Annotated in this window: 21 protein-coding genes; 10 read left to right on the top strand and 11 right to left on the bottom strand. The window is 71.3% G+C overall.

Annotated elements, in window-relative coordinates; genetic code table 11:
- Positions 1-50: 50 nt before the first annotated feature.
- The 5 genes from ACZZ98_RS07465 to ACZZ98_RS07445 all read right to left on the bottom strand — a co-directional run bounded on the left by ACZZ98_RS07465 (position 51) and on the right by ACZZ98_RS07445 (position 4,865).
- Positions 51-2,273: a heavy metal translocating P-type ATPase gene (locus tag ACZZ98_RS07465; protein WP_463517742.1), complete on the bottom strand. Its 2,223-nt coding sequence runs from the start codon at positions 2,271-2,273 to the stop codon at positions 51-53.
- Positions 2,274-2,298: 25 nt separating this feature from the next.
- On the bottom strand, positions 2,299-3,261 hold the full coding sequence (locus ACZZ98_RS07460) for a hypothetical protein (protein ID WP_463515639.1): 963 nt from the start codon (positions 3,259-3,261) through the stop codon (positions 2,299-2,301).
- A complete protein-coding gene (locus ACZZ98_RS07455; protein WP_463515638.1) occupies positions 3,258-3,461 on the bottom strand; it encodes a heavy-metal-associated domain-containing protein in 204 nt (67 codons plus the stop codon). The genes ACZZ98_RS07460 and ACZZ98_RS07455 overlap by 4 nt, the downstream gene beginning before the upstream one ends.
- Before the next feature lie 91 nt (positions 3,462-3,552).
- The gene (locus ACZZ98_RS07450) at positions 3,553-3,861 is read right to left on the bottom strand and encodes a metal-sensitive transcriptional regulator (protein ID WP_380086261.1); all 309 of its coding nucleotides are present in this window, start codon (positions 3,859-3,861) and stop codon (positions 3,553-3,555) included.
- Positions 3,862-3,944: 83 nt separating this feature from the next.
- A complete protein-coding gene (locus tag ACZZ98_RS07445) occupies positions 3,945-4,865 on the bottom strand; it encodes a pirin family protein (RefSeq protein ID WP_463515637.1) in 921 nt (306 codons plus the stop codon).
- A gap of 10 nt (positions 4,866-4,875) precedes the next feature.
- Between ACZZ98_RS07445 and ACZZ98_RS07440 the strand changes: the two genes are divergently transcribed.
- A complete protein-coding gene (locus tag ACZZ98_RS07440; RefSeq protein WP_463515636.1) occupies positions 4,876-5,190 on the top strand; it encodes a GNAT family N-acetyltransferase in 315 nt (104 codons plus the stop codon).
- Positions 5,191-5,196: 6 nt separating this feature from the next.
- Here ACZZ98_RS07440 and ACZZ98_RS07435 read toward each other — a convergent pair whose 3' ends face one another.
- Positions 5,197-5,721, bottom strand: coding sequence for a GNAT family N-acetyltransferase (locus ACZZ98_RS07435; RefSeq protein WP_463515635.1), 525 nt, complete (start codon positions 5,719-5,721; stop codon positions 5,197-5,199).
- Between the two features lie 195 nt (positions 5,722-5,916).
- Here ACZZ98_RS07435 and ACZZ98_RS07430 point away from each other — a divergent pair, with 195 nt between their 5' ends.
- A complete protein-coding gene (locus tag ACZZ98_RS07430; protein WP_463515634.1) occupies positions 5,917-7,119 on the top strand; it encodes a S1 family peptidase in 1,203 nt (400 codons plus the stop codon).
- A 121-nt stretch (positions 7,120-7,240) separates the two neighbouring features.
- On the opposite strand, the gene ACZZ98_RS07425 is transcribed toward ACZZ98_RS07430, so the two are convergent.
- The gene (locus ACZZ98_RS07425) at positions 7,241-8,965 is read right to left on the bottom strand and encodes an ABC-F family ATP-binding cassette domain-containing protein (RefSeq protein WP_463517741.1); all 1,725 of its coding nucleotides are present in this window, start codon (positions 8,963-8,965) and stop codon (positions 7,241-7,243) included.
- A gap of 90 nt (positions 8,966-9,055) precedes the next feature.
- Entirely contained in the window at positions 9,056-9,700 is a 645-nt protein-coding gene (locus tag ACZZ98_RS07420; protein WP_463515633.1) for a 2'-5' RNA ligase family protein, read from the bottom strand.
- 120 nt (positions 9,701-9,820) lie between these two features.
- Between ACZZ98_RS07420 and ACZZ98_RS07415 the strand changes: the two genes are divergently transcribed.
- The 4 genes from ACZZ98_RS07415 to ACZZ98_RS07400 all read left to right on the top strand — a co-directional run bounded on the left by ACZZ98_RS07415 (position 9,821) and on the right by ACZZ98_RS07400 (position 12,215).
- Positions 9,821-10,024 (top strand): hypothetical protein, encoded by a 204-nt coding sequence (locus ACZZ98_RS07415; protein ID WP_463515632.1) that lies wholly within the window; start codon positions 9,821-9,823, stop codon positions 10,022-10,024.
- A gap of 65 nt (positions 10,025-10,089) precedes the next feature.
- The gene (locus tag ACZZ98_RS07410; protein WP_463515631.1) at positions 10,090-11,277 is read left to right on the top strand and encodes an acyl-CoA dehydrogenase family protein; all 1,188 of its coding nucleotides are present in this window, start codon (positions 10,090-10,092) and stop codon (positions 11,275-11,277) included.
- Between the two features lie 70 nt (positions 11,278-11,347).
- Positions 11,348-11,716, top strand: coding sequence for a tetratricopeptide repeat protein (locus ACZZ98_RS07405; RefSeq protein WP_463515630.1), 369 nt, complete (start codon positions 11,348-11,350; stop codon positions 11,714-11,716).
- Between the two features lie 196 nt (positions 11,717-11,912).
- Entirely contained in the window at positions 11,913-12,215 is a 303-nt protein-coding gene (locus tag ACZZ98_RS07400) for a hypothetical protein (protein ID WP_463515629.1), read from the top strand.
- Here ACZZ98_RS07400 and ACZZ98_RS07395 read toward each other — a convergent pair.
- The 3 genes from ACZZ98_RS07395 to ACZZ98_RS07385 all read right to left on the bottom strand — a co-directional run bounded on the left by ACZZ98_RS07395 (position 12,200) and on the right by ACZZ98_RS07385 (position 14,415).
- A complete protein-coding gene (locus tag ACZZ98_RS07395) occupies positions 12,200-13,234 on the bottom strand; it encodes a MerR family transcriptional regulator (protein ID WP_463515628.1) in 1,035 nt (344 codons plus the stop codon). The two genes, ACZZ98_RS07400 and ACZZ98_RS07395, sit on opposite strands and share 16 nt — an antisense overlap.
- 102 nt (positions 13,235-13,336) lie before the next feature.
- Positions 13,337-13,939 (bottom strand): methylated-DNA--[protein]-cysteine S-methyltransferase, encoded by a 603-nt coding sequence (locus ACZZ98_RS07390; RefSeq protein ID WP_463515627.1) that lies wholly within the window; start codon positions 13,937-13,939, stop codon positions 13,337-13,339.
- Positions 13,936-14,415: an RNA polymerase sigma factor gene (locus ACZZ98_RS07385; protein WP_463515626.1), complete on the bottom strand. Its 480-nt coding sequence runs from the start codon at positions 14,413-14,415 to the stop codon at positions 13,936-13,938. The genes ACZZ98_RS07390 and ACZZ98_RS07385 overlap by 4 nt, the downstream gene beginning before the upstream one ends.
- 76 nt (positions 14,416-14,491) lie before the next feature.
- On the opposite strand from ACZZ98_RS07385, the gene ACZZ98_RS07380 reads away from it, so the two are divergent.
- The 4 genes from ACZZ98_RS07380 to ACZZ98_RS07365 are packed head-to-tail and all read left to right on the top strand — an operon-like array spanning position 14,492 to position 17,607.
- A complete protein-coding gene (locus ACZZ98_RS07380) occupies positions 14,492-15,322 on the top strand; it encodes a glycerophosphodiester phosphodiesterase family protein (RefSeq protein WP_463515625.1) in 831 nt (276 codons plus the stop codon).
- Positions 15,323-15,332: 10 nt separating this feature from the next.
- Positions 15,333-15,875, top strand: a complete 543-nt coding sequence (locus ACZZ98_RS07375; protein ID WP_463515624.1) for an ATP-binding protein — start codon at positions 15,333-15,335, stop codon at positions 15,873-15,875.
- Between the two features lie 23 nt (positions 15,876-15,898).
- Positions 15,899-16,795, top strand: coding sequence for a DUF5926 family protein (locus ACZZ98_RS07370; RefSeq protein ID WP_463515623.1), 897 nt, complete (start codon positions 15,899-15,901; stop codon positions 16,793-16,795).
- Complete coding sequence (locus ACZZ98_RS07365) at positions 16,795-17,607, top strand: glycosyltransferase (RefSeq protein ID WP_463515622.1); 813 nt, start codon at positions 16,795-16,797, stop codon at positions 17,605-17,607. Before ACZZ98_RS07370 ends, ACZZ98_RS07365 begins: the two co-directional genes overlap by 1 nt.
- Positions 17,608-17,611: the final 4 nt, after the last annotated feature.

Genomic DNA, 17,611 nt, shown 5'->3' with positions numbered 1-17,611 from the left:
GTTGCAACCGGGACGATCCACGATTTCCACGTCATGCGTGGCGGGCCTGATCAGGCGTCGGCGCGAAAACCCCTGAGCCGCAGGCTGTTGGTCACGACGAACACCGACGAGAGGGCCATGGCCGCCCCGGCGAGCATCGGGTTGAGCAGTCCGGCGGCCGCGAGGGGGATGGCCGCGACGTTGTAGCCGAACGCCCAGAACAGGTTGCTCTTGATCGTCGACAGGGTGCGCCGCGCGAGCCGGATCGCGTCGGGCGCCACGCGCAGGTCGCCGCGCACGAGGGTGAGGTCACTGGCCTCGATGGCGACGTCGGTGCCGGTGCCCATGGCCATGCCCAGGTCGGCCGCGGCGAGGGCGGCGGCGTCGTTGACCCCGTCGCCGACCATGGCGACGACCTTGCCCTCGGCCTGGAGCCGCTGGACGACCACGACCTTGTCGGCCGGCATGACGTCGGCGATGACGTGCTCGGGTGCGATGCCGACCTCGGCGGCGACGGTGCGAGCGGCCTCGCCGTTGTCGCCGGTGAGGAGGTAGGGCGTGAGACCCAGGTCGCGCAGTCGCGAGATCGCCTGTGCCGATGTGGTCTTCACCGCATCAGAGACGATGAGTATGCCGCGTGCCTGCCCGTCCCAGCCGATCACCACGGGCGTCGTGCCGCTCTGGCGAGCCTCCGCGAGCGCGGCCTCGATCTCGGGCCCGACGACGATCGACCAGTCGGTCAGGAGCTGCGGTCGGCCGATGACAGCCGCGTGGCCGTCCACGACCCCCTGGACGCCGAGCCCGTCGATGCTGGTGAGCTTCCCGACGGCGACGCGGGCGATGCCACGGTCCTCACCGCCGGAGACGATGGCCCGGGCGATGGGGTGCTCGGAGCCGTGCTCGAGCGACGCGGCCAGGCGCAGGACCTCGTCGCGGTCCTCGCCGGGTGCGGCGACGACCTCGCGCAGAGTCATCTGCCCGGTCGTCACCGTGCCCGTCTTGTCGAGGACGACCGTGTCGACCTGACGGGTCGACTCCAGCACCTCCGGCCCCTTGATGAGGATGCCCAGCTGGGCGCCGCGACCGGTGCCGACCATGAGAGCGGTCGGTGTCGCGAGGCCGAGGGCGCACGGGCAGGCGATGATGAGCACGGAGATCGCCGCGGTGAAGGCAGCCGTCCAGCCCGACCCCGTGCCGAGCCAGAAGCCCATCGTGCCGATGGCGAGGGCGATGACGATCGGGACGAAGATCCCGGAGATGCGGTCGGCGAGCCGCTGCACCTGGGCCTTGCCGTTCTGGGCGTCCTCGACGAGCCGGGCCATCTGGGCGAGCTGGGTGTCGCCGCCGACGCGGGTGGCGCGGACGACGAGCCGCCCGCCGGAGTTCACGGTGGCGCCGACGACCGAGTCGCCGACCCCGACCTCGACCGGCACGGGCTCACCCGTGAGCATCGACGCGTCCACGGCCGACGAGCCCTGGACGACGATGCCGTCGGTCGCGAGCTTCTCACCGGGTCGCACGACGAACTCGTCACCCACCGCGAGGTCCCCCACTGGGATGCGAACCTCATTGCCGTCACGCACGACGGCGACGTCCTTGGCCCCCATCTCGAGGAGGGCGCGCAGTGCTGCTCCGGACTGGCGCTTGGCCCGCGCCTCGGCATAGCGACCCGCCAGCAGGAAGGTCGTCACGCCGGCCGCGGCCTCGAGATAGATGTTGCCGGCGCCGTCGGTCCGCTCGATGGTGAACCGGAAGGGGTGCGTCATGCCGGGGGTGCCCGCGGTCCCGAGGAAGAGCGCATAGAGCGACCACCCGAACGCGGCGAGGGTCCCGACCGAGATGAGGGTGTCCATCGTCGTCGCGCTGTGGCGCAGGTTGACCCAGGCGGCGCGGTGGAACGGCCAGGCCCCCCAGACGACGACCGGCGCCGCGAGGGCCAGGGAGGCCCACTGCCAGTAGGTGAACTGGAACGCCGGGACCATCGCCATGGCGATGACCGGCACGGTGAGCACCAGTGAGATGAGCAGCCGGTCGCGCAGGGCCCGCGTGGGATCGACGCGGGCGACGCCGGGCGCATCGCCCGAAGACTCGCCGGAGGCAGCAGGTGCGTCGGGCGCGGGAGGCAGGCTCGCGGCATACCCGGCCTGCCCGACGGTCTCGAGCAGCTGCTCGGGTGAGACGGTCTCGGGGAACTCGACCTTGGCCTTCTCGGTCGAGTAGTTGACGGTCGCGACCACGCCGTCGAGCTTGTTGAGCTTGCGCTCGATCCGGTTGGCGCACGAGGCGCAGGTCATGCCGGTGATGTCGAGCTCGATGCTCTCAGTGGGAGTGGTCACTCTGACCTCCTGCGCTGACGGTGAAAGCAGCGGTGCGGACGACGCCGCCGTGCTGGAAGTCGAGGAAGAGTCGATACGTCCCGGCGCTCGGGACGGCTGCGCCGAAGGTGATGTCGGGACCGGGCTTCGTCGTGCCGTCGCCGGGGTGTCCCTCCGGGTGGACGTGGAGGTAGGCGAGGTCGCCGGTGCGCAGCGCGACGAGATGGCCGTAGGCACCGAGATAGGGGTCGAGGTCGGTGACCGGCCGGCCGGCGCGGCTCACCGAGAGGGTGAGCTCGGAGTCGGCGCCCGGCGTGAGATCGCCTGCGAGACTGACCGTGTAGCCGTCGACGGTGGCGGTGCGGACGTCCTTGCTCGGCGTGGCCACAGGAGCGTAGGCACCGGCGACGGACAGGTCGGCGCCGAGCGTCATCGGCTCGCCGCCCCTGGGTGCGATGTCGGCGAAGACCCGCCACGTGCCCGGCGTCAGCGCGAGCGTCGTGCTCCAGGTGCCGTCGGCGGCGCGGGTCGGGTGGACGTGCTGGAAGCCGGAGAAGTCGCGGCGCACGGCGATGAGGTGCAGCTCCTTCTCGTGCTGCGGGGTGTATGCCGTGACCGGCTTGCCGTCCGGACCCTCCACGACGAAGTCGACGGGCGTTCTGGGTCCCGCGGCGAGGTCGGGGTGGTGCAGTCGCAGGGTGTAGCCGTCCTGCGAGACCTGCAGCCCACCGGGCAGGTGGGCGGCGTGCTCGCCCTCGGCCGCGCCCTCCTCCTCGGTCGAGCCTGAGGGCGAGGCCTCGGGGCTCGCGCCGTGGCCGTGGCCCGCGGTGGCTTCGGGCCCAGCACTCGCGGGGGTCGTGTCGACCGGACCGAAGAGGCGCCCGGCTCCGAGGGTGATCCCGAAGACCGCGACCAGCGCAGCGAGGAAGCCGATGACCCGCACCGGGGTGCTCAGGTCGCTGGTCATGCGAGCGAGTAGCCGGCTTCCTCGACGGCGACGCGCACGGCGTCGTCCTCGAGCGGCGTCCTGCTCGTGATGGTGACGGATCCGGTGGCGAGGTCGACGTCGACGTCCTCGACGCCGTCGAGCTCGCTGACCTCCTCGGTGACGGAGGCGACGCAGTGGCCGCAGGTCATGCCGGTGACGGTGAAGGTCTGGGTGCTCATGCTGGCTCTCCTTCGTTCGGCTCGCCTCGTGTGCCTGGTGCAGACACCTACGTCCGCGTGGGGCACACAAGGCCGGGGTTCAGGTGTGTGGTCAGGACTTGACGAGGCGGGCGATGGCCTCGCTGGCTTCCTTGAGCTTGGCGTCGGCCTCGGGCCCGCCCTTGCGGGCGGCATCGGCGACGCAGTGGCTCATGTGCTCGTCGAGGAGGCCGAGGGCGACGGACTGCAGCGCCTTCGTCATCGCGGAGACCTGCGTGAGGATGTCGATGCAGTACTTCTCCTCCTCGACCATCCGCTGCAGGCCGCGGGCCTGACCCTCGATGCGACGCAGCCGCTTGAGGTAGTCGTCCTTGTTGCCGCTCTCGATGTAGGCGTGCTGGTGGCTCTCGTGCTCCGTCATGCCTCGATACTATACCCCCCTTGGGTATCTGTCCAGGCACGCACGACAGGGTGCATGAAGCCGTCGCCAGCCGGCCCGACGCCTCAGTGGCGACCGACGCGGGTGCGACTGCGGAGGCGACCACCCGGCAGCTCGGGGGCGGGCAGCCAGCTGAGCCGGCCGGCATACCCGTCGACGTCGCCGAAGCGCTCCGAGCGTGACTGCCACTCGTCCCGGAAGGCGACGATCTCGTCGTGGTCGCGCCCGATGAAGTTCCACCACATGACGATCGCCTCGTCGTAGGGCGTCCCTCCGAGCAGCACCGCGCGAGTGGGCTCGTGCGCCACGACGGTCAGCTCGCTGCGCCCGGCGTCGACGACGCCGAGGTCACCCCGCTCCAGTGCGGTGCCGTCGAACGTCACCCTCCCGGTGTCGATGAGCAGACCGTGCTCGTATGCCGGGTCCGCACCGACCGTCCACGTCGCACCTTCGGCGAGCGTCACCTCGACCCCGAGGAGCGGGGTCCGGGTCGTGATCGGAGAGGTGTGGCCGGCGAGCGACCCGATGAAGGCCCGGCCCTGGACCCCCTCGCCCAGCGGGACGACCGGCGCCGCGTGGTGCTGGAACTCGCGCTGGAGGTCGCGGTCGGCCTCGGGCAGGACGACCCAGAGCTGGACGCCGTGCAGGGCCGTCGTCGAGGGCGTCGACACCTCGGAGTGCGCGATGCCGTGACCGCTCGTCATGAGGTTGACCTCCCCGGGGCGGACCATGGCGTGGACGCCGCCGGTGTCACGGTGCTCGACCTCACCCTCGAAGAGCCAGCTCACCGTCTGCAGCCCCGTGTGCGGATGTGGCGGGACGTCCATGCCGCCGGTCGCCGCCACGTCGTCGGGCCCGTAGTGGTCGACGAAGCACCACGCCCCGACGAACGAGCGCTCGCGGTGGGGGAGCGTGCGCCGCACGGTCATGGACCGAGGACCGCCCAGCGGCACCTCGCGCGGACTGAGGACCTGGACATGCGTCATGATGACAAGCATGGCTGATGACGTCGTCGTGACGAACAACCCGGATGCAAAGCGCTACGAAGCCCACCTCGACGGGACCCTCGCGGGCTTCGCCGAGTACCAGCTCACCGACGAGCTCATCGTCTTCACGCACACCGAGGTCGACCCGGCGTTCGAGGGCAAGGGTGTCGGGTCGGCGCTCGCCCGCTTCGCGCTCGACGACGTGCGTGATGCCGGGACCCGCAAGGTCCTGCCGCTCTGCCCCTTCATCAAGGGCTGGATCCAGCGCCACCGCGACTACGTGCCGATCGTCTACGGCACCCGCCCCAGCACCGCCACCGACTGACGCCTTTCAGCCGGAGGGCGGCGGACCCTCGCCCCCGAGGGGCTTCTGGAACCACGCCACGTCACGCCACTGCCCGTGCTTCCAGCCGATCCGCCGATAGGTGCCGACCGGCTCGAACCCCAGCGCAAGGTGCAGCGCCTCGCTCGCCTCGTTGGGCAGCGTCACGCCTCCGCACGCCATGCGCATCCCGAGCGACTCCATCCGGACCAGCAGGGCGGCATACAGGGTCCGGCCCAGTCCGCCACCACGCGCGGAGACGTCGAGATAGACGCTCACCTCGCACGAGAACCGGTATGCCGCACGAGCCTTGAACGGTCCGCCGTACGCGTATCCCACGAGGACGCCGTCCTGCTCGGCCACGAGCCAGGCGTGCCGATCCTGGGCTGCGGCGATGCGCGCGGCCATCTCCACCTCGTCCGGCGCGACCTCCTCGAACGTCGTCGTAGTGTGCTCGACGTAGTGCGCATAGATCGCCGCGCACGCCCCCGCGTCGAGGGCCGTCGCGTCCCGCAGGGTCAGCTCGGCTGTCATGGCCGACATCCTCGCCTGCCGTCGTTTCGGGCGCGTTGCCTGCGGTCACATCGGCGCTTGACGATGCATACCTGCCCTTGACCAAGCATTGGGCCAATGGGAACTGACCTCTGACCCCCCTCAGGGTAGGGGCTTCATAGCGTCGAGAGGGTCGGCGGAAACACCGCTCGGCGATCCACGACAGGAGATCCACGCATGTCTCGCAGACGTCTCACCGTCCTGGCCGGCACCCTCTCGGCCGCTGCTGCAGCAACCGCCCTCTGTGTCACCCCCGCCGCGACTGCCGCGAGCGCCGCGAGCCCGGGGCCGAGCACCGGTCCGCTCGCCGTCGACTCAGGCAGCTCCGTCGAGGAGATGTCGGCCCAGTGGCTCGCCGAGGAGAAGGGCCTGACCCTGGAGACGGCGCGGCAGCGCATCGCCGCCCAGGACAAGCAGAGCAGCAAGGCTGCCGCCCTCGAGAAGTCGCTCGGTGCCAAGGCTGTGGGCTCGTGGCTCGACCAGGTCACCGGAGTGCTCCACGTCAACGTCACCGACGCAGCAGCTGCGTCGAAGGTGCGAGCAGCCGGTGCCAGCGCCAAGGTCGTCGCCGCGGACAGGAGCGAGCTCGCCGCCTCCGAGAAGGCTGCGACGGCACGCGCCGGCAAGGACGTCATCTCGTCCCACGTCGACCCGGTGAGCAACAAGGTCGTCCTCACGGTGCCCGCGGAGCGCGTCGCCGCTACCCGCGCCAAGATCTCCGACCCGTCGGTGACCGTCGAGGGCACGCAGGCCAACGTCACGACGCAGGCCAACGTCTACGGCGGCCAGCAGATCGAGTTCAGCGGCTACGTCTGCTCGCTCGGCTTCAACGCCACCAAGTCCGGCGCGCCGGTCTTCATCACCGCCGGCCACTGCGCGGAGGGCAACCAGACCTTCACCCGCAACGGCACGACGCTCGGCACGACCCGTGGCTGGTCCTTCCCCGGCAACGACTACGCCTACTCCAGCCTCACGTCGAGCTGGACCGGCATCGGTGCGGTGGACATGTACAACGGCAGCGCCCGCGCCGTGACTGGGTCGAGCAGCGCCGCGGTCGGCGCCGCGGTCTGCAAGTCGGGCCGCACCACCGCCTGGACCTGTGGCTCGGTCCAGGCCAAGAACGTCACCGTCAACTACAACAACGGTGACGGCACCTACTCCACCGTCTCCGGCCTCACGAAGTCCAACACCTGCACCGAGGGTGGCGACTCCGGCGGCTCCTGGCTGGCCGGCAACCTCGCGCAGGGCGTGACGAGCGGCGGCGCCGGCTACGGCGTCAACGGGGTCTGCGGCCAGAAGGTCGGCCAGCCCAACGTGGCCTACTTCCAGCCGATCGGCGAGATCCTCTCGGTCTACGGTCTGGTCCTCAAGACGGCCTGACGCCCCACCCACCTCGACTTGCCCACGCAGAGCGTGGGACCCGCCGCCGGAAGTGGGTTCCTCTCACCTCGCCTGACCGCCGCTGTCAGGCGAGGTGAGAGCTTCCCAGGCGAAGTCGAGGTCAGCGGGCGCGACTGACCCGAGCCTCGTCCCACACCGGCTCCGGCGTCTCGAGCACCCGGCCGTCGCTGCCGAAGACGAGGAAGCGGTCGAAGCCGCGAGCGAACCAGCGGTCGTGGGTCACCGCGAGCACCGTGCCCTCGAAGGCCGTGAGCGCCTGCTCGAGCGCCTCGGCCGAGTGCAGGTCGAGGTTGTCGGTCGGCTCGTCGAGGAGCAGCAGGGTCGCCCCGCTCAGCTCGAGCAGCAGGATCTGGAAGCGCGCCTGCTGCCCGCCCGAGAGGGAGTCGAAGGTCTGCTCGCCCTGGTGTGCCAGCTCATAGCGGTCGAGGACTCGCGACGCCTCCTCGCGACCACGCCCGGTGCGGTGCTCGTCGCCCCGGTGCAGGATGTCGAGCAGGGTGCGTCCGCGCAGCTGGGGCGAGTCATGGGTCTGGGCGAACCAGCCGGGTCGGACCCGGGACCCGAGCCGAGCAGTTCCGTTGTGGCGCACCGTCTCCACGACGACGTCGCTGACCGGCCGGTGCTCGACGTCGGGGTCGCTCCCACCGGCGGCCAGCAGCCTGAGGAAGTGCGACTTGCCGGAGCCGTTGGAGCCGAGGACGGCGACCCGCTCGCCGAACCAGACCTCGAGGTCGAACGGCTGCATCAGGCTGTCGGCCGTGGGATCGACCTCCTGCGGGTTGCCCGGAGCGAGGAGCTCGACGCCGGTGCAGACGACGGCCCGCTTGGCCGTGCGCCCACCCCTGAGCCGCATCGTGACGTTCTGCGCGATGGCGACCTTCTCGGGTGGGCCGGCCTTGACGAACTTCGCGAGCCGGGTCTCGGCGGCGTGGAGCCGGGAAGCGAGGCCGTCGTTGAAGGCCGCCTTCGTGCGATACATGAGCACGAGCGCCTTGAGCTTGGCGTGCTCCTCGTCCCAGCGGCGGCGCATCTCGTCGAGGCGGTCGTTGCGGTCGATCCGGGCCTGCTGCCACGTCTCGAAGGACCCCGGGTGGGTCCATGAGGTGGCCCCGTTGGCGCCGGGCTCGAGGGTGACGACCGCCGTGGCCACGCGCGAGAGCAGCTCACGGTCGTGGCTGATGAAGAGCACCGTCTTGTCCGAGGCGATGAGCCGGTCCTCGAGCCAGCGCTTGGCCGGCACGTCGAGGTAGTTGTCCGGCTCGTCGAGGAGCAGGAGGTCGGCGGGACCACTCAGCAGGGCCTCGAGCACCACGCGCTTCTGTTCGCCCCCCGACAGGGAGGTGACGGCTCGCCACTGGGCCCGCTCGAACGGCATACCGAGGGCCTTGGTCGTCACCGTGTCCCAGACGGTCGTCTCGAAGTCGTAGCCACCCGCGTCGCCCCAGTCGGCCAGGGCCTGTGCGTAGGCCATCTGCGACGGCTCGTCGTCGACCTCCATGATCCGCAGCTCGGCCGCGTCCACGGCCACGGCGGTCTGGCGAATGCGTTCCGGCGCAACGGAGATGAGCAGGTCGCGCACGGTCGACTCGTCGCGGACCTTGCCGACGAACTGGTTCATCACGGCGAGCGTCCCGGACAGCGTGACGGCGCCCTCGTGGGCCGTGAGGTCGCCGGAGATGATCCGGGTCAGGGTCGTCTTGCCCGTGCCGTTGGGTCCGATGAGGGCGACGCGCTGCCCCTCGCCGACGCGGAACTGGACGCCGTCGAGGAGGGGGCGTCCGTCGGGGAGCGTGAAGCCGACCTGGTTGACCTCGAGATGTGCCACGAGAGTGAAGTCTCCCTGCCCGTATGCCGTCCCGTCACCTGAGTTCTCGCTCGACGCTCGCACGGCCCGCGCTCGGCGGGCCCGGGTTGGTCAGTGCACTGCGCTCCCGGCGAACGGGATCCGCTGCTCCCTGTCCCACGACCACCGAGTGGCCTCGCGCCGCAGTTGGAGGAGGGAGAGATGGCTCGCGCGGAAGGAGGCGGGCGGGAGGTCCACTGCGCTCAGGCGCTCATCCACCTCGTCGACGCGGGGGGCGCCGGCGTTGGAGTAGGCGATGGAGATGTGCGGTCGGAAACCCTCCGGCGGCAGGGGCAGCGCATGGGGCGGCCGGCCCAGGCAGCTCACCACGGCCTGCTCCAGGCTGTTGCGGAGCGGGACGATGGACGGGGTTGCGCTGACCGGCATCCACACCGCATCGGTTCTCGCCCGGGGCGCCGCGGCGGCCATCTCGATCGGTGACTGTGTGGCGGCGATGGTTGTCGCTCGGTCCAGGAGCCGAGCCATGCCAGCCGGGTCCACCTCCTCGACGAAGGCGACTCCGAGAACGGTCATGTGAAGCCAGGCCGGGTCCACGAGGTCCAGCCCCGGCATCCCGGACAGCTGCTCCTGGAAGGTCGTGGCGTGCGCCACGACCGGCGGGATGGAGCCGCAGGTGACGTACAGCGCCCACAGCCGCTGACCCGGCCGCCACGGTCGCTCCCGCGCCCAGTGGTCCCTCATCCGGGGCGCGTCCATGGGTCCACGCTACCGAGGTGGTCTCCAGCCTCTTGAACCCATCCGGACAAGCCGCACATCGGACAACACGGGCCGCAGCGCATTCGTGGACATGCCTTCCGCCCGGTGCCACCATGGGTCATGGACCAGACAAGGGGCATCGCGTGCGCGATCGGGTGGCACCGCTGGACGGTCGTCACCGGGGAGGACATGCAGGTGCGGAGCTGCACCCGTTGCGGCCGTCGTCGCTACCACTCGCCGTTGCGCGGCAAGGACCCGGCGAGAGCGGCCAACTCGGGGATGAGCTACACCGGCGGGGGTGGCCTGGGCGGTGACGGGGGCTGACCTTCGGCGGTGGCCCGACGCTTGGCCATCGAGCGCGCGGGCGCCGCGCGGGTAGGTTTAACGACATGGCCACGGACGCTCAGCACCCCCTCGACCTGTTCGGCATCGACGGGCTGATCGGCGCTGACGACCGAGACATGCGCGACACCGTGCGAACGTTCCTCGCCGCCGAGGTCCGCCCGCACGTGCCCGGTTGGTTCGAGGCCGCGTCGGTGCCGGTGCGTGAGCTGGCGCCCCGCTTGGGCGAGCTGGGTCTGCTCGGCATGCACCTCGAGGGCTACGGCTGCGCCGGGACGAGCGCCACGGCATACGGACTGGCCTGTGCCGAGCTCGAGGCGGTCGACTCGGGGGTGCGGTCGCTGGTCTCGGTCCAGGGGTCGCTCGCGATGTTTGCCATCTGGCGGTTCGGCAGCGAGGAGCAGAAGCAGGAGTGGCTGCCGCGGATGGCTGCGGGTGAGGCGATCGGGTGCTTCGGCCTGACCGAGCCCGACTTCGGCTCCAACCCGGCCGGTATGCGGACGCGGGCGCGGCGCGATGGCGAGGACTGGGTGCTCGACGGCTCGAAGATGTGGATCACCAACGGGTCCGTGGCCGACGTGGCGGTCGTGTGGGCGCGCACGGACTCGAATGACGGCGAGACGGTGCGTGGGTTCGTCGTGCCGACGTCGACCCCCGGCTTCTCCGCGCCCGAGATCACGGGCAAGCTCTCGCTGCGGGCCTCGGTGACCGCCGAGCTGGTGCTCGACGGTGTGCGGCTGCCGGCATCGGCGATGCTGCCGGAGGCCCGGGGGCTGTCCGGGCCGCTGTCCTGCCTGTCGGAGGCTCGCTTCGGCATCATCTTCGGTGCGCTCGGAGCGGCACGGGACTCGCTCGAGACCACGATCGCCTACACGATGGACCGCGACATGTTCGACAAGAAGCTCGCGGGCTACCAGATCACCCAGACCAAGCTGGCCGACATGACGTTGGAGCTGGGCAAGGGGATGTTGCTCGCCCTGCACCTCGGCGCGCTCAAGGATGCCGGGACGCTGCGGCCCGAGCAGGTGTCGCTGGGCAAGCTGAACTCGTGCCGTGAGGCGATCGCCATCGCACGCGAGTGCCGAACCCTGTTGGGGGCCAACGGGATCAGCGGTGAGTACTCACCCATGCGGCACGCCAACAACCTCGAGTCGGTCCTCACCTACGAGGGCACGTCCGAGGTCCACCAGCTCGTCATCGGTCAGGCCCTCACCGGGCTCCCGGCGTTTCGCTGATCGGTCTTGCTAGCGACGTCTAGGTTCAGACATAGATGGCGCTAGCCGCATACATCGAGGAGAAGAGAGCATGAGCGACGACTCGTTCGCGAAGGACTACGACACGGCGCGGGAGCGCTTCAGGGCGGGGGAGTACGCGGCTGCTGCGCCGCTCTTCGCCGACCTCGTGGACCGCAGTGTCCTGGAGCCGCCGCTGCACGGCACCACCGAGCTGCGGCTCTATCTGGCGCGCTCCTACTACCACTCGGCGCAGCTCGCCCGCGCCGAGGAGATCCTGCGCGCGATGCTCGTCGACAACCCGGACGACCACTACGCGCTGCTGGTGCTCGGGCGGACCCTGCAGCGGCAGAGCCGTCACGACGAGGCCAGGCCTCACCTCGCGATGGCCAAGCTGCTCGGCGGCTATGACATCGACGGTCCCGAGTTCCCCGAGTCCTGACGAGCGTTCGACACGACCAGCTTCGGGCGAGACCCCCAGGCAAACGTGGTCGCCCCGCCAAGAAGTGGTCGCCTCGAGGTCGACCTGTGGCGTCCCCAAGCAACCTTGTACAAACCCTTGACAAGCCGGAGATCACGGAGTGTTCTGACTGCACAAGCCTCCGACCCCCGGGGCCATGCAGATTCCAGGAGAACTCATGATCAAGGTCGTCACCGCCGCCGCCGCCCTGGCGCTCGCCGCCACCGTCGCGTCGGCTCCAGCAGCCAGCGCCAAGCCCGACACCGGCTGCCAGCGCGCGGGCCTGAACACCCTCAAGGAGCTGGGCCTGCTCTCCACCGTCGCCCGCGACGGTCTCCCGATCAGTCTGGCCGTCGGTGCCGGAGTGGTCCCCCGCGCGGGGACGGACGTCGCCTCCCTGCCCGACCCCCTGCCCCTGAGCGTCGTCCTGGCCGACCACCGGGCGGGCGACGACAGCCTGTTCATCTACCCCTGGTGCTGAAGCCGCGACACCCCTGAGACCTCCCTGAGAACCACCGCACCCGCACTCCTTCGCCCTCGGAGTGCGGGTGCGGTGTGTGGGAGCAGTGTGGCGGTGGGGCGACGCACCGACGCGGGCCAGCAGCTGGTCAGGCGTTGGCTGCGCGCGAGGCCGTCCCGCAGGAGAGCGACGCCGGTGGCCAGGTCGTGACCGAGGCGCAGCGCGCCGGTGACGGAGTCCTGGTGACGGCCGCCGACGGCCACGACGATGCCCGGGGCATTGCGGGTCAGGCGGTCGACGACGGCCTGGGCGGAGACGATGTCGGCCATCCGCGGCACCGACAGCACGGCACCACCAGCGTGGCGTCCGCTGACGGCGAGCTCCCAGTCCTCGGCGGGCAGGTCGGCCCCGACATAGGCCGTGGTGAGGCCGGCCTGGCGGGCCGCGACGCTGAACGCCAGCAGCCCGAGCTCGTGCCGGGCTCCCGAGGGCAGGCCCAGCACGACGACCGGGCCGGTGGTGGCTCGCGGAGCCGCTTCGTACAGGCCGGCCAGGCGTCGCTGGACGGCATGGCTCACGAGGTGCTCGCTCGCAGCACTGAGCCGCCCGTCCGCCCACGCGGAACCGATGCCGGCGAGGACCGGCATCAGCCAGCTGCCCGCGGCCTCGGTGAAGTCGGCCGACCCGAGCCGCTGGGCCAGGATGGCGCTCACGCGCGGAGTGTCGAGGTCCCGGGCAGCGTCGAGGAGCTCCTCGAGTCCCGGTGGGGACTCGAGCTCCTCGCCCTGCGGACCTCCCTCGGGCCCACTGCCGCCGCCCCCGGCCAGCCGGGACAGCGTCTCGGCCGCCGCCTCCTTGGCGGTCCAGCCGTCGTGGACGAGCGAGGCCATGATGGCCAGCGCCCTGACGTCGGCATCGGAGTAGAGGCGGTACTGGCCCTCCGAACGGGTCGGCGACACGACCCCGTAGCGGCGCTCCCAGGCCCGCAACGTCGACAGACCGATGCCCGTCAGCTCGGCGGCCCGCTTGATCGTGTACATGGTCTGTCCAGCCTAGGCCCGACACCGAGGTCCCGCTGGGCGGCTCCCCGCATCCGCCCTGTTCTCTGTGGGAGCCCGGGACGCAGACCCCCGGAGCACCGCTCAGCGCGCAGCGCGTCCGGACTCGAGCGTGAGGAGGAACTCCTTGGCAGCCGGCCCACCGGCATACCCACCGACGTTGCGGACGCCGCCCGCCACGGAACCGCTCGCCGGCAGCACTCGGTGGCACGGCAGGAAGACGCACAGCGGGTTCGCGCCCAATGCCGACCCCACCGCACGCGACGCACGAGGCCGGTCGATCGCTGCCGCCAGGGCGCCATAGGTCGTCGACGACCCGTAGCCCACCCGCGACGCCAGGCCCGCGAGCACGGCGCGCTGGAACCCGCTCGCCAGGGCGAGGTCCACCGGCACGGAGAAGGCAGTCGCCCGGCCCTCGAGGTATGCCGCAAGCTCGCGTCGCGCCGTGTCCAGCGGCTTCTCGTGGCGCAGGACGCGCGGAGACACGACGTCTGCCAGCCGCTGCAGCCACACCGACTCGTCGGCCTCGGACGCGACGTAGGCCGAGGTGACCAGTCGGCCGTCCGAGCGCACCGCGAGCAGCAGGCGACCCACGGGGGTGTCCTCCACGGCATACGACACGTCGGTCTCGGGGAGCACGGGCGGGCGCACGGTTGGCGCAAAGTCGTCAAAGAGAACGGAATTCATCGCAGATCCTCCAGATCCACTCGAAGCGAGGCGAGAGCGTCCGAGACCAGTCGGCGGCTCATCGCGGGGGTCGTGCCCAACGCGGCTGCTACGGCGCGGTGGTCGAGGTCGGCGACGTACTTCAGCACGACCGCCTCGCGCTGCCGGGTGGGCAACGCACCGACGCGCGCCCACAACCCGTCGTCCGGAGCGGATGGGCCGGCGACGACCGGCGCCCCGGCCAGCACCGCAGGGTCCTCGTGCGCCACCGTCCGCCGACCCGCCCGGTGCGCGTCCATGGCGCACCGGTGGGTGATCGTCAGCAGCCACCCGCGCAGGTTGCGCGCCGAGGTGACCCGCGGATAGGCCGCGAGCGCCTGGGTCCACGCCTGTTGCGCGACGTCGTCGCCGAGGTTGGGTCCGGCCAGGGCGTGCGCGAGTCGGCCTACGTCGCGCCAGTGCGCGTCGACGAGGCTTTGGAACGGTGGCAGGCTCACGATCCTTCAACGGTATGCCGTGCGGTTCTGTGAGTCGCTGACGTCACCGGTCGGGGTGCGCTGCCACGATGGACGCGTGGCAGTTCCGTACCCGGGGGAGAAGCGTGAGACCGGTGGACGACCCCGGGTGGTGGCGCACCGAGGGGCGAGCGCCCTGCAGCCGGAGCACACGCTGGCGGCCTACACGACGGCGTTCGACCTGGGCGCCGACGGCATCGAGTGCGACGTCCGGCTGACCGCCGACCACCACCTCGTGTGCGTCCACGACCGGCGCGCCGACCGGACGAGCAACGGCAGGGGCGTCATCTCCACCCTCGAGCTCGCCCGGCTCGAGGAGCTCGACTGGGCCAGCTGGAAGGCGCTCGACGACGGGACCGACCCCGAGGAGGCGGACAGCGACCCCGATCGTGGTCGGATCCTCACCCTCCGTCGGCTCCTCGACTCACTCACGAGCCAGCGCCAGGAGCTGCTCACGCTCATCGAGACCAAGCACCCCACCCGCTACGGCGGACTGGTGGAGCGCCAGCTCGTCACGGCGCTGCGTGACTTCGGGCTGACCAGCGGCGACCTGCCGCAGATGCCGCACGCTCGCGTCATGTCGTTCTCGCTGCTCGCCCTCATGCGGATGCGTGGTCTCGCACCGCGGGTCCCGCTCGTCTACCTCGTCGAGCAGTCGACGCCCCGGCTCTCGTGGGACGGGTCGCTGCCCACCGGCGTCGAGATCGTCGGCCTCGACATGCGCATCGTCCGGCGGACGCCTGCCCTCGTGCGCGCCCACCAGCGTCGGGGGCACGAGGTCTACGTCTGGACCGTCAACGACCGCGAGGATGTCGAGCGGTGCGCTGACCTGGGGGTCGACGTCATCATCAGCGATCGGCCTCGAGACGTGATGGCCCTGCTCGATTAGAGTGCCGAGCGTGACTTCACGGGACACCGACTCCGCCGAATCCGCCGACTCGACCGAATCCGCCGAGACCTCGACGAGTGGCGACGCGACGCAGGCGCCCGCCGACGGGGTCGCGCTCGACGAGTTCGGGGGCGCCATCGGTCAGGGCCAGGTCCGCACCATCCGCGCACCGTGGGGCCCGTCGACCGTCACCCGGGTCCGCAAGGCCGTCGTCGCCGACCTGCGCGCCCGCGACCTCGACGAGGACACCATCGACGAGTCCGAGATCGTCGTCTCCGAGCTCATGACCAACGCCATCCGACACGCCCGACCGCTCGCCGACGGATGCCTTCGCGTGCGCTGGAAGGTTCGCGGTGGGGTCGTCGAGGTCGAGGTCACCGACGGTGGCGGCGACACCGTCCCGGTCGCCGCACCCGCCGCGGTGTGGGTGTCGAGCGGGCGCGGTCTGCGCATCATCCGCTCACTCGCCCACGAATGGGGTGTCGGCGAGGACAAGGGTGGCCAGACGGTCTGGGCCGCCATGGGCGGGCCGAGCCGGCGCCGCGCCACCTGAGCGCCCGGCTACTCTTCACACCCATGGGCAAGGCTTCGCGACGACGCAGGACCACCGACGACTCGGGCGCACCCGCGAAGCGGCAACGCTCCGCGGCCGTCCCCTATGTGAACCGTCCCTTCGAGGGGCTCCCGCAGGAGACCGAGTGGGTGGCGATCCGAGAGATCCTCCCCGCCGCGACGGCGGCCGTGACCTTCGCCGACGGCAAGGCTCCCGAGGGCGCCGACCAGGCGACCATCGCGACCGTCCTGCCGATGGCGTGGCCGGCCCTGCACCGCGCCGACGGCACCGTCATGGTCGGCACCCAGGCCGGCTCCTCGACCGGTGACCCGAGCCGTGACCTCGCCGCACAGCTCATCGCCGGCGCCGCGGCCGAACCCGGCAGCGCCGTCCAGCACGTGCCTGCCGCGACCGCGGACACCCCGCGGCTCCAGGACGTCCTCGACCTCGACGCACCGTTCGAGGTCGTCGTCCACGACGGCTTCGACTTCTGGGTCGACGGCCAGGAGCTCGACGACGCAGGTCGTGCCTCGCTCGACAGCGCCAACGAGTCGGTCGTGCCGACCGTGCGCATGTCCGCGCTGACGTCGGCCTACTGGGTCCGCATCGGTGACCGCACCTACATCCGCCACGTGCTCGCCGACGACGAGGACGTCGCCACCGACGCGCTCTCGCGCCTCCACGCCGCAGGGGAGTCCGGCCTGGGTGACGACACCCGCCTGCTCGGTGCCTTCCGCGCCTGCGGCCTGCTCGTCCCCGTCTTCGAGGTGCCCGTCGACAGCGAACCCGCCGAGCACGAGGACGCCCTCAAGGCCTTCGGCGACCGGTATGCCGCTGCGTTGGCTTCCACGGAGCCCCTCACCGCCGAGGAGCGTCGCGCGCGCTCCGGTCTCCTCAGCCGCCAGGTCACCCTGCGCTGATGGGGGAGGGCCTGGGGGCGAGCGAGCAGACCGGGCAGACCGGGCAGCGGACGGTCGCGGCGATCATCCCGTGCAAGGACGAGGCCGACCGCATCTCCGCGACCGTCGAGGCCGTCCTGCGGCTCGACGGCGTGGACCGGGTCGTCGTCGTCGATGACGGCAGCAGCGACAGCACCGCCGCCGCTGCCCACGGCGCCGGTGCCGACGTCATCGTCCACGCCCGCAACGCCGGCAAGGCCGCGGCACTCGAGACGGGAGTGCGCCACCTGCGTCAGCTCGAGTCCCTCGGCGGCAGCGGAGCCCTGGTCGACGGCGACGCCCGCGCGCCGCGCCACCTGCTCTTCGTCGACGGCGACCTCGAGGGGTCGGCGGCCAACCTCCACGTCCTGCTCCCGCCGGTGCTGCAGGGCCGCGCCGACATGACCATCGCGACCCTGCCGCCCCAGTCGACCTCCGGTGGTGGTCGAGGCTTCGTCGTCCGCCTCGCCCGCGACGGCATCGAGCGCCTCACCGGCTGGACGGCCAGGCAGCCGCTCTCCGGCATGCGCTGCCTCACCGCCGAGGCCTTTGACGCCGCGAGCCCGCTCGCACCCGGGTGGGGGGTCGAGGTCGGCCTCACCGTCGACGTCCTCGGCGCCGGGCTGCGCATCGAGGAGGTCCCCTGCGAGCTGCAGCACCGCGTCTCGGGCAAGGACTGGCGCGGTCAGGTGCACCGGGCGAAGCAGTACCGCGACGTCTGGCGGGCTCTCACCCGGCGCCGGGTGCGCAGGGCCCTCACCGAGCGTGCTCCCGGTGTCGCACAACGTTTCTGACGCG

The organism is Knoellia sp. AC549, from assembly GCF_979258975.1.
This window is presented reverse-complemented; position numbering and strand designations above follow the sequence as displayed.

Coding starts and splice junctions, on each gene's coding strand:
- ACZZ98_RS07365 (WP_463515622.1), top strand. CDS start 16,795: ATGGGGGAGGGCCTGGGGGCGAGCGAGCAGACCGGGCAGACCGGGCAG.
- ACZZ98_RS07455 (WP_463515638.1), bottom strand. CDS start 3,461: ATGAGCACCCAGACCTTCACCGTCACCGGCATGACCTGCGGCCACTGC.
- ACZZ98_RS07400 (WP_463515629.1), top strand. CDS start 11,913: ATGATCAAGGTCGTCACCGCCGCCGCCGCCCTGGCGCTCGCCGCCACC.
- ACZZ98_RS07445 (WP_463515637.1), bottom strand. CDS start 4,865: ATGACGCATGTCCAGGTCCTCAGTCCGCGCGAGGTGCCGCTGGGCGGT.
- ACZZ98_RS07415 (WP_463515632.1), top strand. CDS start 9,821: ATGGACCAGACAAGGGGCATCGCGTGCGCGATCGGGTGGCACCGCTGG.
- ACZZ98_RS07430 (WP_463515634.1), top strand. CDS start 5,917: ATGTCTCGCAGACGTCTCACCGTCCTGGCCGGCACCCTCTCGGCCGCT.
- ACZZ98_RS07465 (WP_463517742.1), bottom strand. CDS start 2,273: ATGACCTGCGCCTCGTGCGCCAACCGGATCGAGCGCAAGCTCAACAAG.
- ACZZ98_RS07405 (WP_463515630.1), top strand. CDS start 11,348: ATGAGCGACGACTCGTTCGCGAAGGACTACGACACGGCGCGGGAGCGC.
- ACZZ98_RS07370 (WP_463515623.1), top strand. CDS start 15,899: ATGGGCAAGGCTTCGCGACGACGCAGGACCACCGACGACTCGGGCGCA.
- ACZZ98_RS07410 (WP_463515631.1), top strand. CDS start 10,090: ATGGCCACGGACGCTCAGCACCCCCTCGACCTGTTCGGCATCGACGGG.
- ACZZ98_RS07395 (WP_463515628.1), bottom strand. CDS start 13,234: ATGTACACGATCAAGCGGGCCGCCGAGCTGACGGGCATCGGTCTGTCG.
- ACZZ98_RS07460 (WP_463515639.1), bottom strand. CDS start 3,261: ATGACCAGCGACCTGAGCACCCCGGTGCGGGTCATCGGCTTCCTCGCT.
- ACZZ98_RS07450 (WP_380086261.1), bottom strand. CDS start 3,861: ATGACGGAGCACGAGAGCCACCAGCACGCCTACATCGAGAGCGGCAAC.
- ACZZ98_RS07390 (WP_463515627.1), bottom strand. CDS start 13,939: ATGAATTCCGTTCTCTTTGACGACTTTGCGCCAACCGTGCGCCCGCCC.
- ACZZ98_RS07435 (WP_463515635.1), bottom strand. CDS start 5,721: ATGACAGCCGAGCTGACCCTGCGGGACGCGACGGCCCTCGACGCGGGG.
- ACZZ98_RS07420 (WP_463515633.1), bottom strand. CDS start 9,700: ATGGACGCGCCCCGGATGAGGGACCACTGGGCGCGGGAGCGACCGTGG.
- ACZZ98_RS07440 (WP_463515636.1), top strand. CDS start 4,876: ATGGCTGATGACGTCGTCGTGACGAACAACCCGGATGCAAAGCGCTAC.